The following is a 12,961-nucleotide window of genomic DNA, read 5'->3' as shown; positions in this document are numbered from 1 at the left end:
GATATAGAGCCATGAATTAATTACGTAGGGCGTGCCGGGCGCGCCTTAGCTTTAAAGGCGCGCCCGGCACGCCCTACAGAAAGTAATGTCGCTTTATCAACTTTGGACTCTATAATCTCGCTGTGGTTAAGGTGAGATGGTTATCTGTTAAAAATAAAAACGGGTGTCTTAATGCACCCGTTTTTTGTTTACCTGGCTAAAGAAGCGCCTGGATTATTCAATCAAAAAGTCGCGCATCATACCCATATCTTCATGTTCAAGATTATGGCAGTGGTACATAAACAAGCCTTTAAAATCCTGGAAGGGTTTTATGATGCGAACGTTTTCGCCCGGCATCACCAGTACGGTATCTTTCAGGCCGTTTTCGATGAAGCCGTCACGCACGGTGGCATAGTCTGCCGCATTATCAGCACTGACACTGCGGCTGACAATTTGGAACTGTTGTCCGTGTAGATGAATGGGATGCGCCATGGCCATCATCATACCCATACCTCCCATACCCATCATGCCTTGACCTCCGCTTTTCTGATCGTCGTCATCATGCTTCATGCCGCCCATCATCCCCATGCCACCACCCTTGTGACCCATGCCCATCATGCCTTGGCCATTACCTTTCTGATCGTCGTTACCATGCTTCATACCGCCCATCATCCCCATGCCGCCATGTTCTTCAGCTGCCGGTGCGGATTCTTTTCCATGACCGCCACTACCGCCGTGCGCATGGAAAATTTCCATGAGTTGGATAGTGTTCACCTTGATGCGTTCAAAGTCTTGAATATCGTCGAACTTATAGGGGCGACCATTAAGCAGCATGGCCATTGGGCCTTCAGAAATACCGATAGGGAGTGGTTTATCAGGATTTGCAGTAGTACTGATTGGATGCCAGTTGATTTTTGATAACTGTGACGGCAGTTTAGGGCTGTCGCTGACTTTTTTGGTGACCCGGGCAGTAAAAACGGGATAATTGCTACCGACAGGCAGGGCATTGGCATGCATCATACCGCCCATGCGCCCTGCCATTTTTGGTAATACGCCTGAAAAATCCAGACTGCGCATGACTAACTGCGAGCCTTCATTACGACCGCTAAAATCGGCCCAGACGTCCAACCGCTCACCAGGAGCCAGCATGACGTAAGGTTTAACTTCCGGTTGTTCCAGCAAACCGCCATCAACGCCGATAACGGTGAGGGGTGTGCCGTCATCCCAACCCAGCTTGTAAATACGTGCTGTTGAGCCATTTAAAATACGTAAGCGATAGGCGCGACTGGCAACATCAATCTGAAAGTCCGGACGACCGTTAACCAGTATACGATTGCCATAGAATCCTGTCATCCGGTCATGCATGTTGCGGGCATAAATGAGTTGATTTTGTTCATCGAAGAGACGATCCTGAATGACTATCGGAATTTCGTATTCGCCGGCAGGTAATTCCAGTTTTGCTTCTTCTTCATCATGAATGAATAATGCACCGGCCAAGCCATGATAAACCTGTTTGGCAGTGGTTTCATGCGGATGTGGATGGTAGATATTCATACCTGCCCGATTTAGCACTTCAAATTCATAGACCAGGATTTCGCCGGGATCAATAGTGAACTGAGGATGACCGTCCATATTAGCGGGAACATGCAAGCCATGCCAATGTGTAACGGTGGGTTCGGTCAGTTTATTGTATAAATTAATGCGTACTTTCTGGCCTTTTTGTAAATTGATTAAAGGCCCCAGATAAGATCCTGCTATGTTTGTGAGGGTTTCTTTCGGCCCTGTTTTTAACAATGCCGTGTATTGCTGCACTTGGGTCTGTTGGCCGGGCAGAATGGATACCGAGCCGGATTGGCAAAACAGATCGAATTCGACATCCGGTTTAAAATTGGGTGAGGCTTTGTTGGGTGTTAATTTTGGCATGCCATGCATACCTTCCATTGCTTGTAAAAACCCCGGCATACCGGCAAAAGCAACCAGACCCAAGCCAGATTGGGTCAGGAAACGACGACGGGAATAATTTTTAAGACTAGACATAAATCCTCCTCAAGATAGAAATCGCCCCTGTTAATAGTGCTGGTTTTTATAATGATGGGGCGACAGTGAGTTTATATTAGAAAACTATTATATTCAAGGTAATACGTGACATTTTTTGTGGTTGGTAGCAACTAAAAAATAACGGCTGTTTTAGCTATAATTAATAAACAATAAATAGACTTACATGGCAGGAAATTTTGTCGTTACGGTCACTTTTTGTTGGAGAAACCAATGCTAAAGATCAAGTGCTGGTGAGTTGGTTAATCGTAAATATCTTGGCAATAGTGTAATTACTATTAATATGGCCGATAATCGATTTTTATGATTATTGTTTAAGTTATCGCTTTCCGGATTGTTAACCTGATTAAAAGGATAGGGTTGAATATGCCTTTACAGTCACTGTGTTGGTATTGTCTTTTTCAGGCTTTGGTATTGCTTCTGGTCTCTAATGGTGCGCCGGTTATTGCCAGTAGAGTGCTGGGTAACCGCTTGGCAATGCCAATAGATAACGGGCTTTATTTAGGTGATGGTCAGCGTTTGTTAGGCATTACTAAAACTTGGCGAGGTTTGTTTTCAGCCATTTTTATTACGACTGTTATAGCAATTTTATGTGGGCTTGAACCTATAACGGGGGTATTGTTTGGTATGCTGACAATGCTGGGTGATATGCTGGCCAGCTTTGTTAAGCGCCGACTTGGTAAGGTTGAAAGTAGTCAGGCGCGAGGGTTTGATACGATACCGGAGACATTGTTGCCGTTATATCTGTTAAAAGAACCGCTAGGGTTGGATTTTATTGATGTTATCTTGATTGTCGTGCTTTTTTTTCTGTGTGAGGAATTTTTTTCACCCATTCTTTACCGGTTACATATTCGTAATAAGCCCTATTAAAAACAGCTCCAATTGTCTCACTTCCAAGGAATAGTAAAGTCGCTATGAAAAAGAAAGAATTGAAGGTACTTACTTATAACATTCATAAAGGCTTTAATGTCGGCAACAGGGGCTTTGTGTTACATCAGATCCGGGAAGCATTAGTCGCTGCGGATGCCGATTTGTTGTTTTTACAAGAGATGCAAGGCGAGCATCGTCGTCATAAAAAAAATATCGAACATTGGCCTGATCAGTCACAAATTGAGTTTATTGCTGAAGGCGTTTGGCCGCATTTTGCCTATGGAAAAAATGCAATTTATAATGCCGGCCATCATGGTAATGCACTTTTAAGCAAATACCCTTTTGAGAGCTGGGAAAATATCAATGTATCCCCCTTTCCTTGGGCCAGCCGTAGTCTTCTGCATGGTATTATCCGCCTACCTGAGAGCAGCCAAGATATCCATATTGTGTGTATTCATTTTGGTTTGATGGGTAAAGAGCGTCGCCTGCAAATAGGAAAATTGTGTGATCGTATTGACAGTCATGTGCCGCATGACGCACCATTAATTGTCGCGGGTGACTTTAACGATTGGCGGGGACAAGCCGGGCGACTTTTTCACGATCATCTGGATTTAAATGAGATTTTTTTACAAACTCATGGACACCATGCCCGTACCTTTCCGGTTTGGTTGCCTTTTTTTCAGATGGATCGTATTTATTATCGTGGCCTGATTCCGGTGTCGTGTGACCGGTTGACTCATTCACCTTGGCACATGCTTTCCGATCATGCGCCACTTGCCGCCTCATTTGCTTTATGAACAGTAAACTGTTTACAGCGCAGTCCAGGTTAACCTTGCCTAATTTGCTGACAGGATTTCGTTTTGTAGCTGCTCCCGGCTTGTTGCTGCTGGCATGGTACGGTTATGGCATTGCTTTTATGGTGCTATTGGCGATTGCTTTTTTAACTGATTTATTGGATGGTCTGGCCGCGAGGTTGACAGGGCAAGTTTCCCAGTTTGGTGCTACCTTGGATAGCTGGGCGGATGTCATTACCTATCTAACGATTGCTGTTTGTTGCTGGTGGTTATGGCCGGAGATCGTTCGTAGAGAGCTGGTTTTTGTCTGCTTGATTGTCGCCAGTTGCTTGTTACCGGCCATTGCAGGATTTAGTAAATTTGGGGGCTTTACCAGTTATCATACGTGGGGAGTCAAAATAGCAGCCGCCTCTATGGGGCTATCATTGTATGTGTTGTTTCTCGGTGGCCCGGCATGGCCATTTCGGTTGGCTGCGGTTATCTGTATACTTGCCGCTATTGAAGAAATCGTGCTTACTTTGCTTTTGTCCGAACCCGAGTCAAATGTGCGTTCAGTCTGGGATGTTTTAAAGCGTTCTGCACGCAATAGCCGCTAGTTTGTCTGTCTTTTTTTATTCACCAGGAAGACACGAAGAACACGAAGAAAAAAGCTTGTTGTCCTTCGTGTCTTCGTAGTGAAATGTTTATAATATTTTTGTCTATTTACCGTTTTTAATGAGTCGATTTAAAAATAAAACTGTTTTAAATCGTAACCCGCATCCATTTGTCAATTACTGAATTTTTCCTGTGCAACCATTAATAGTAGCGCCAAATATCTTGTATGTCTGTCCGGTTTGTGGAGAGTCACTCCAACTAAATCAATCAGGTAAAAGCTATGCCTGTCAGAATCGACATAGCTTTGATCTGGCTAAAGAAGGTTATCTGAATCTTTTACCTGTACAGGATAAACATTCTAAAGAACCCGGTGATAGCAAGGAAATGATGATAGCCAGGCGTCTATTTTTGGAGGCAGGGTTTTATGAACCTATGGCTAAAGCGGTGGCGATGATGATTGATGCCAACAATAGAAAAGGCGAGGGCATGCATCTTTTGGATTTGGGCTGTGGTGAAGGGTATTACAGCCGAAAAATTGCTTGTCATTGCAAGCACAGTGAAAAGATGGCTTTGCATGGTATTGATATTGCCAAGTTTGCCGTAGCTGCCGCCGCTAAAAAACAGCCTGAAGCACAGTTTGTCGTCGCCAGTTCAAATCGATTACCCTATATGGATCAGTCTTTTGATTTTATCTTGAGGGTATTTGCACCATCAGCTGATGACGAGCTTAAACGGGTGCTAAAATCTTCGGGATACTTACTTATCGTTACGCCTGGTTCTCGTCATTTATGGCAGTTAAAACAAGCTATTTATGCCGAGGTAAAAGAACATTCCTCAGAGAGTTTGGTTTTACAGGGTTTTGAGGAGTTGCTTACACAACGGATTAGTTACAAAATCACCCCAAATGCCCAGCAGAGAATGGCTTTGTTACAGATGACACCTTTTGCCTGGCGAGCTAATGAAAGTGTTCAGCAAGCCTTAAATGCCATTTCAGAACTCGAAATTGAAACTGACTTTATATTGACGTTGTTTGTAAAAACAGTAGATATTGAAACCACTTAAGTAAATACGATTTTGCGCGAAAAGTAAAAGTCCGTAATCCTGCAGATGCAGGATTACGGACTTTTCAAGCGCTATAGCAACTTAAGATCCACGATAATAACCGCCCTGACTGCTCTGGCTTTTACTGACTGTTTTAGGCTCTGGTTTCTTGGCCTTATTGGTAGTCGTTGTTACTTGCTTTTTACTTTTAGCGGTTGTTACTGGTTCTTGTTTCTTCGATTTACTGGCAATTGCCGGTAATTTTTTAGTGTTTTTAGTTGCGGTTACTGATCCGGGTTTTGAGCTCTTGGTTGCCGCTGCCGGCTTTTTATTTTTAGCCACAATTACTGGAGTCGATTTTTTAATCTTCGCGATAGGTTCTGGAATAGGCTCTGGTTCAGTGAAGGGTATTTCTCCTTCCAATGGTGGCAGTCGTTCATAAAGTGGCATCGGTGTTCCATCCAGATCTTTAAGTGCCTTATTTAAAGCTACTTGGTCAAATTCAGGAAGTTCGCCATTATTGGCTTTTTGAATAAGGGCCAACGCCACTGCATAGCGTTCATCTGCAGACTTTTCCTCACCTTCCAAATCAGGGTGAGCCTCGACATAAAGGGTATTATTTAGCCAGCCAACCTTGACCGGTTGTTTAACGATATAAACAGAAGTTCCAACCGGAATTGAATTATATAAAGCTTCGATATCTTCAGGGTACATCCGCACACAGCCATGTGTTATTTGCATACCTATACCAAAAATTTTATCAACATCAGTACCATGTATTCGATAATCCCCCGGCAGATTGAGATACAAGGCGTAAGCACCCAAAGGGTTGTTGGGGCCTGGTGGGACGACAACCGGTAACGGATCACCGTTTGCCGCATGCTCGCGTCTGATTGATTCAGGTGGATGCCATGAGGGATCTTTCACCTTTTTGGAAACAGTAGTCTTACCCAATGGGGTTTGCCAATCTTGTCTGCCCACACCATGCGCGTATGATCTTACTGTACCAGGTTGGTTCGCAGGGTAATAGTACATGCGATATTCAGCGATGTTTAAGGTAATACCTTCGTGAGGGCTGTCCGGTAAAATACGTCGATTTGGCAAGCGTACAACAGTATCTTTTTTAATAAGCCAGCGATCAAGATTGGGATTTAAAGTGACTATTTCTGTTTGTCCCAGATTAAAGTGTCTGGCGATATCTAATAACGTTTGGTCATGATCTACTGTTATTGTCACAGTATCGCCGGTGGACGAGGCAACGACTCTATCACCGTTAATTTCCGGTAAATTATAAGTTGCAGCATAAACATTACCAACGACCGTTAGTAATAATAATGAACAAGCAAAGAGGGTACGGGTTTTCATTAAAATAATTTTCTCAGTAACACTATAAAATAACGCGTGGTTTAATAATCAGCATTGGTTAAAACTACATAACGATTAATGCCAATTTGTATGCTTATATTTTATCATGGGCTGGTTCTAAACCATTAGCAGAAATTTACAACTATAAAATAAAAAAACTCACAAAAAATACCTGAATGCTATGTAAATAGCCTGTTTGTTGTCAGCTTTTTTGATGATTAATGGCTTTTTTGAGTATTACCGTGATTAACTGTGTGTGCGTTATAATTTAACGATATAAAAATCAGCGATATTCCTTCGCTATCTGTAAATTCTTGCTCAACTACACACGAGAGATCTTAACTTATGTCGCTGCAAATTTTTCGTACCAAACCAGTCGTCTCGCATGATGACCAAGAGCACGTACTTAAGCGTTGCCTGTCGGCATGGGATCTGGCTTTTCTCGGTGTAGGTGCAATTATAGGCACGGGTATTTTTGTATTGACTGGCATTGCTGCTGCAACGCAAGCCGGTCCTGCTGTCATTTTATCGTTTATTATTGCCGGTATTGCCTGTGCCTTTGCGGCACTTTCTTATGCCGAGTTGTCATCATCTGTCGGTGGTTGCGGTAGTGCTTATGGTTACAGCTATGCGGCATTTGGTGAATTAATTGCTTTTATTATCGGTTGGGATTTGTTGTTGGAATATGGTATTTCGGTCGCAGCAGTCGCCAACGGTTGGTCCGGCTATTTCAATAATGCGCTCACAGCAATCGGACTGCCATTGCCGGAGGCACTTACCAAAGCGCCCAAGCTTGGTGGTATTATCAATCTACCGGCTTTCGCTATTATTCTGCTGTTAATGAGTCTGTTAATTGTGGGCGTAAAACACAGCGCTAAGGCCAACAATGTTATGGTCGTTGTTAAGCTCATTACTATCACTATATTTATCGGTGTTGCGGTATTCAATGTTCACCCGGCAAACTGGGATCCTTTTATGCCGTTTGGCTGGTTTCAAACCTTGCCTGACGGAAAAACGACCGGCGTTCTGGCAGGCGCATCGCTGGTGTTTTTTTCTTATGTGGGCTTTGATGCGGTGTCTACTGCCGCTGAAGAAGCTAAAAACCCGCAACGAGACCTGCCTTTTGGTATCGTTGCCTCACTGGTTTTTTGTACCGTTATTTATATTATAGTCGCGGGATTACTGACCGGTATCGTCCACTATTCTGCTCTGAATGTTTCCTCTCCTGTTTCTCATGCACTAACTCTGCTGGGTTATAACTGGGCATCGGCGCTAATTTCAACAGGTGTTATCGCCGGTCTTACTACCGTTATGTTGGTGTTGTACTACGGCTTGACACGTATTATTTTCGCGATGTCGCGGGATGGCTTGCTATCATCTTTTTTTAACAAAGTTAATCCCAATACCCAAACGCCGGTACGTGTTATTGTACTTTGCGGCGTTATTATGGCACTTGTGGCAGGTTTTATGCCGCTGGGCGATTTGGCTGAACTGGTTAATATTGGTACTTTGGCTGCATTCGTGCTGGTGTGTTTAGGGGTGATCGTTCTGCGTATTACCAAGCCGGACATGGTGCGGCCTTTCCGTTCGCCATTCAGTCCTTTGTTTCCGGTGCTGGGTATGTTGTCATGTGGAGCATTAATGGGATTTCTGCCAGCTATCACCTGGCTGCGTTTCCTTATCTGGCTGGTTATTGGCTTGATTGTCTATTTTGGTTATTCAATGCAGCACAGCAAATTGGCGAAATCTGGTCAAGTGTGCTGATTCAAGCGAAACAAGTCGCAAAATATCTTTATTATCATATTAATCGTGGGGTCGACCTATGTGTCTGCCCTAAATTAATCGAGTCTTTTGAACAGGACGAACACACAGATTCGTCCTTATAATTATAAATACAAAACTGTGCAATCAGGTATGAAATTTCCTGGAGTTAGCACAGCTTTCAGACATCACCGGGATTATAAATGTCAGACGTTAAGATTTATGATGTAAAACCTGGCATAGCCGCTCAGGCGCATATTACTGCCGAAACCTATAAAACCCTGTATCAACATTCAATTGATCAGCCGGAAGCTTTTTGGGCAGGGCAGGCGGAACAATTTTTAGTATGGAGCAAGCGCTGGGATAGCGTTATGGATTGTGATTTTTCAAAAGGCATTATGCGTTGGTTTGCTGGCGGGAAACTTAACGTGAGCGTCAACTGTATTGATCGTCATCTTGAAACGCGCGGTGATCAAGTGGCTATTATCTGGGAAGGTGATAATCCGGCTCATGATAAAAAAATTACTTACCGACAATTACATGAGGACGTTTGCAGGTTTGCCAATGTTTTAAAAACACAGGGCGTTAAAAAAGGTGACCGGGTTTGTATTTACTTACCCATGATTAGTGAGTCGGCAACGGTGATGCTGGCCTGTACAAGAATTGGTGCCGTGCACTCGATTGTTTTTGGCGGGTTTTCGGCAGATGCGTTAAAAGACCGGATACTGGATTCGGATTGCCACTATGTTGTTTGCGCGGATGAAGGCTACCGTGGCGGTAAAACTACACCGATTAAAACCAATGTTGATCTGGCAGCGATTTCCTGTCCACAGCTTAAAAAAGTCATTGTTATAAAAAATACCGGCAGCACCCTTGACTGGCAGGAAGGTCGTGATATCTGGTATCACCAAGCAATGGCAGAGGCTTCAGCTGATTGTCCCGCTGAAGTTATGGATGCAGAAGATCCCTTGTTTATCCTGTATACCTCAGGGTCGACTGGTAAACCCAAAGGTATTGTACATACCACTGGCGGTTATTTGTTATATGCGGCCATGACCCATAAGTATGTGTTTGATTACCATGAGGGTGATATCTACTGGTGTACTGCCGACATAGGCTGGATCACCGGGCATTCTTATATGATCTACGGACCCTTGTGCAACGGTGCGACGACTTTGATGTTTGAAGGCGTGCCTACTTATCCTGAAGCAGATCGTTTTTGGCGAGTCATTGATAAACATCAGGTCAATATTTTCTATACTGCACCGACTGCAATTCGTGCATTAATGGCTCAGGGGAATGATTTTGTTACCCGCACGGATCGCAGCAGTTTACGTATTTTGGGTAGCGTTGGCGAACCTATTAATCCGGAGGCATGGGAATGGTATTACCATGTCGTCGGTAACGGACAATGTCCTGTCATGGATACCTGGTGGCAAACTGAAACGGGCGGCATATTAATCACTCCGTTGCCCGGTGTTACTGCTTTAAAACCGGGTTCTGCAACCTTACCGTTTTTCGGTATCAAGCCGGAAATCATGGATAATCAGGGTGTTATTATGGACGGTGTGGCAGAGGGGATTTTGGTCATCAGTAGCCCGTGGCCAGGTCAGGCACGGACAATATATGGGGATCATCCACGCTTTATTGATACGTATTTTAAAAACTATCCCGGTTATTATTTTGCCGGTGATGGCGCGCGTCGTGATAAAGACGGTTATTACTGGATTACCGGGCGTGTCGATGATGTGATTAACGTCTCAGGTCACAGAATGGGTACGGCAGAAATTGAAAGTGCCCTGGTGTTGCATGAACAAGTCGCAGAAGCCGCTGTTGTCGGTTATCCGCATGATATTAAAGGTCAGGGAATTTACGCTTATGTGACTTTGAATGTCGGTATTGAGCCTTCGGAAGCACTGAGAAAAGAGTTGGTTGATTTGGTTAGAAAAGAAATTGGTGCCATTGCCAACCCTGATATTATTCAATGGGCTCCCGGTTTACCAAAAACCCGCTCAGGTAAAATCATGCGCCGTATTTTACGAAAAGTGGCTGCTAATGAGCTGGATAATCTGGGCGATACCTCCACACTTGCTGATCCGTCGGTAGTTGAAGATATTATTGATCACCGCGCCAACAAATAAGGTTCTATCGGTTTTAAGTATCCTGTTGAGGATTTGTAGGGTTAATTTATTCGCCTTGGGCAGATAAGTCGGCCTTTACACTATCTTCCAGGATGCTTTCATCTTGGTTGTGACTCATGGAATGATCGTTAATGCTGTTTTTCGGTTTTTAGGGTCAATTACGCAAGACCATTGTTATTCTGCTATTTTTTCTTTTATACTGACCGGCTAAATACATCAAGGAGATACCATGGAAAAACCATTCATTTTACACATGCTAACCACTGCTAAAAACTTAAGTCCTTTTGACGTCAACATGGCGCTGGATGCAGGTTGGGTTTCTGCACTACCTTATATTAATGTTGAAGCCAGTGAAGTTCAAGGGCTTGTACAAGATGCTATTTTTTCTCGCAGTGCAAAAAATTTAAAACGCACCGGTATTTTTATCGGCGGCCGCGATACCAAACAAGCCATGGATATGTTGAAAACAGCCAAGCGCTCAATGGTCCCACCTTTTGAAGTTTCTGTTTTTGCTGATCCTAGCGGTGCTTTTACAACAGCTGCTGGTATGGTTGCCGCTGTAGAGCATGAATTAATCACAAAATTTAACACAACATTGGCAGGTAAAAATATTCTTGCGTTAGGTGGAACCGGCCCCGTGGGCCAAGCCGCAGCAGTTATTGCGGCTCAGGCAGGTGCCAACGTAAGGATCATCGGCAGACAACTGGAAAAAGCTCAGCATATTGCCGAACTGTGCAGTAATGAATTTGGTGACGGTAAAATTACCATTACCGCAGGTGCCGATGCTGATAAAGCTGAATATATGAAAACAGCTGATATTGTTTTTGCAACCGGTGCAGCAGGTATTGAGTTACTGAGTGCTGAATTAATTGCCTCAGCTCCGCAATTGAAAGTTGCGGCAGATGTTAATGCAGTACCGCCATCAGGCATAGCCGGCGTTGATGCATTTCATAATGGTACGCCTATTGAAGGTTCGAACAGTGGTGCTGTTGGCATAGGCGCTCTGGCTATTGGTAATATTAAATACCAGGCACAGAATCGCCTGTTGAAAAAAATGATCGAATGCGATAAGCCGGTTTATTTGCATTTTGAACATGCTTTTGAAGTAGCCAGAGCTTATGTTAAGTCAAGAGCTTAAATTTACTCCAGTTTACCCCGCACTCATTATAAGGAGCATCTCTAATGGAGAAACGTAGCATTCTTCACATGCTTGACCCCATGCCAAACAATAGTCCATTTGATATTAATATGGCTATGGACGCAGGGTTTGATGTGCTTATGCCTTATAGTAATGTCAAATTAGACAGTATTTACAGGCTCACCCAGGATGCTATTTTTTCCCGTGGTCCAACAGGTGTCAAGCGTACCGGAATCTTTATTGGTGGCCGTGATTTAGGGTTGGCTATGGATATGCTGGATGCCAGTCAACAAGCCATGGTTCCACCTTTTGAAGTATCTGTTTTTGCCGATCCCAGCGGTGCATTTACTACAGCGGCAGCATTGGTTGCTTGTGTAGAGAAAGAGTTGAAGTCAAAGCATGGCAAAGAATTAAAAGACTGTACTGCACTGGTTTTTGGTGGAACGGGGCCGGTCGGTATTGCTACCGGAATTATTGCTTCCTTGGCGGGTGCCAAGACAGTATTGGTCGACCATTTATTGCTTGAGACGGCTGAAGATATTGCCAAAGCTTATAATCGTCGGTTTGGTTGTACCCTGAAAGGCGCATGTGCCGGCTCTGAAGCCGATAAAATTGAATTAGTGGCTACCGCTGATATTATTTTTTGTGTTGCCAAAGCGGGTGTTCAGGTTCTCAGTTCGGCTGTTTTAAAAGAGGCCAGGCAATTAAAAGTGGCTGGTGACGTTAATGCGGTTCCGCCAATGGGCATAGAAGGCATCAAGCGCAGTGATTTAGGCGTACCTTTAATTTATGCAACCAATGCACAAGGCGCAGTCGGTGTCGGAGCCTTGGCCGTGGGCAATGTTAAATATAAGCTTCAGAATGAGATGCTAAAATTAATGCTGGAAACGGATAAGCCTTTATATCTTGATTTTAGAGAGGCTTTTAATAAGGCCAGGAATATAGCGTAGTTTTGCACGAGTTGGTAAATTTGAACAGTAAAAAAAGTGTTTGCCAGCATATATCCTGTAATGGTTTTTGTTGGAATGCTGTAGTGTTTAATAACTGAAACTGATGCAGTAGTCGGTTCTTGCTATTTTCGTTTCTCATAGTTGATCAGGTTTATTATCGACGTGCGGGTGTGTTGTTGACAGGCCTTAATCACGATGAGCATTTAAGAGTGTTGGGCGATGATTTGTATAATGAATACGGATTATCCGAGTGATATTCATATTTTATCTTCA

At 43.7% G+C, this 12,961-nt stretch carries 11 protein-coding genes; 9 read left to right on the top strand and 2 right to left on the bottom strand.

Features of this window, described 5'->3' with window-relative positions; all coding sequences use genetic code 11:
• Window positions 1-213: 213 nt before the first annotated feature.
• Window positions 214-2,016, bottom strand: coding sequence for a multicopper oxidase family protein (locus N7974_RS15610; protein WP_262966515.1), 1,803 nt, complete (start codon window positions 2,014-2,016; stop codon window positions 214-216).
• Between the two features lie 384 nt (window positions 2,017-2,400).
• Here N7974_RS15610 and N7974_RS15605 point away from each other — a divergent pair, with 384 nt between their 5' ends.
• The 4 genes from N7974_RS15605 (at window position 2,401) to rlmA (ending at window position 5,354) form a co-directional block, all read left to right on the top strand.
• Complete coding sequence (locus N7974_RS15605) at window positions 2,401-2,904, top strand: CDP-archaeol synthase (RefSeq protein ID WP_262966514.1); 504 nt, start codon at window positions 2,401-2,403, stop codon at window positions 2,902-2,904.
• Between the two features lie 44 nt (window positions 2,905-2,948).
• On the top strand, window positions 2,949-3,701 hold the full coding sequence (locus N7974_RS15600) for an endonuclease/exonuclease/phosphatase family protein (protein WP_243218829.1): 753 nt from the start codon (window positions 2,949-2,951) through the stop codon (window positions 3,699-3,701).
• Window positions 3,698-4,294, top strand: coding sequence for a CDP-alcohol phosphatidyltransferase family protein (locus N7974_RS15595; protein WP_262966513.1), 597 nt, complete (start codon window positions 3,698-3,700; stop codon window positions 4,292-4,294). Before N7974_RS15600 ends, N7974_RS15595 begins: the two co-directional genes overlap by 4 nt.
• A 190-nt stretch (window positions 4,295-4,484) precedes the next feature.
• Entirely contained in the window at window positions 4,485-5,354 is an 870-nt protein-coding gene (rlmA, locus tag N7974_RS15590; protein ID WP_262966512.1) for a 23S rRNA (guanine(745)-N(1))-methyltransferase, read from the top strand.
• 81 nt (window positions 5,355-5,435) lie between these two features.
• Here the strand turns inward: rlmA and N7974_RS15585 are convergent, their stop codons facing one another.
• The gene (locus tag N7974_RS15585) at window positions 5,436-6,698 is read right to left on the bottom strand and encodes a L,D-transpeptidase family protein (protein WP_317451616.1); all 1,263 of its coding nucleotides are present in this window, start codon (window positions 6,696-6,698) and stop codon (window positions 5,436-5,438) included.
• Between the two features lie 345 nt (window positions 6,699-7,043).
• On the opposite strand from N7974_RS15585, the gene N7974_RS15580 reads away from it, so the two are divergent.
• The 5 genes from N7974_RS15580 (at window position 7,044) to N7974_RS15560 (ending at window position 12,942) form a co-directional block, all read left to right on the top strand.
• Window positions 7,044-8,462, top strand: a complete 1,419-nt coding sequence (locus tag N7974_RS15580) for an amino acid permease (RefSeq protein WP_262966511.1) — start codon at window positions 7,044-7,046, stop codon at window positions 8,460-8,462.
• A gap of 200 nt (window positions 8,463-8,662) precedes the next feature.
• A complete protein-coding gene (gene acs, locus N7974_RS15575) occupies window positions 8,663-10,600 on the top strand; it encodes an acetate--CoA ligase (RefSeq protein ID WP_262966510.1) in 1,938 nt (645 codons plus the stop codon).
• A 229-nt stretch (window positions 10,601-10,829) separates the two neighbouring features.
• A complete protein-coding gene (locus N7974_RS15570; RefSeq protein ID WP_262966509.1) occupies window positions 10,830-11,738 on the top strand; it encodes an NAD(P)-dependent methylenetetrahydromethanopterin dehydrogenase in 909 nt (302 codons plus the stop codon).
• A gap of 44 nt (window positions 11,739-11,782) precedes the next feature.
• Window positions 11,783-12,688: an NAD(P)-dependent methylenetetrahydromethanopterin dehydrogenase gene (locus N7974_RS15565; RefSeq protein ID WP_262966508.1), complete on the top strand. Its 906-nt coding sequence runs from the start codon at window positions 11,783-11,785 to the stop codon at window positions 12,686-12,688.
• A gap of 119 nt (window positions 12,689-12,807) precedes the next feature.
• Window positions 12,808-12,942 carry a hypothetical protein gene (locus tag N7974_RS15560; RefSeq protein WP_262966507.1) on the top strand — a complete coding sequence of 45 codons (135 nt, stop codon included), beginning with the start codon at window positions 12,808-12,810 and terminating at the stop codon, window positions 12,940-12,942.
• The last annotated feature ends 19 nt before the right edge of the window (window positions 12,943-12,961 follow it).

It is taken from the genome of Methylobacter psychrophilus (assembly GCF_025583945.1).
GTDB lineage: Bacteria > Pseudomonadota > Gammaproteobacteria > Methylococcales > Methylomonadaceae > Methylobacter_C > Methylobacter_C psychrophilus.
The sequence above is the reverse complement of the archived record's forward strand: the minus strand, read 5'-3'. Positions and strand labels throughout refer to the sequence as shown.

Excerpts from the sequence above, each read along its gene's own strand:
- N7974_RS15605 (WP_262966514.1), top strand. The coding sequence starts at position 2,401 with ATGCCTTTACAGTCACTGTGTTGGTATTGTCTTTTTCAGGCTTTGGTA.
- N7974_RS15570 (WP_262966509.1), top strand. The coding sequence starts at position 10,830 with ATGGAAAAACCATTCATTTTACACATGCTAACCACTGCTAAAAACTTA.
- N7974_RS15600 (WP_243218829.1), top strand. The coding sequence starts at position 2,949 with ATGAAAAAGAAAGAATTGAAGGTACTTACTTATAACATTCATAAAGGC.
- N7974_RS15610 (WP_262966515.1), bottom strand. The coding sequence starts at position 2,016 with ATGTCTAGTCTTAAAAATTATTCCCGTCGTCGTTTCCTGACCCAATCT.
- acs (WP_262966510.1), top strand. The coding sequence starts at position 8,663 with ATGTCAGACGTTAAGATTTATGATGTAAAACCTGGCATAGCCGCTCAG.
- N7974_RS15580 (WP_262966511.1), top strand. The coding sequence starts at position 7,044 with ATGTCGCTGCAAATTTTTCGTACCAAACCAGTCGTCTCGCATGATGAC.
- N7974_RS15585 (WP_317451616.1), bottom strand. The coding sequence starts at position 6,698 with ATGAAAACCCGTACCCTCTTTGCTTGTTCATTATTATTACTAACGGTC.
- N7974_RS15595 (WP_262966513.1), top strand. The coding sequence starts at position 3,698 with ATGAACAGTAAACTGTTTACAGCGCAGTCCAGGTTAACCTTGCCTAAT.
- N7974_RS15565 (WP_262966508.1), top strand. The coding sequence starts at position 11,783 with ATGGAGAAACGTAGCATTCTTCACATGCTTGACCCCATGCCAAACAAT.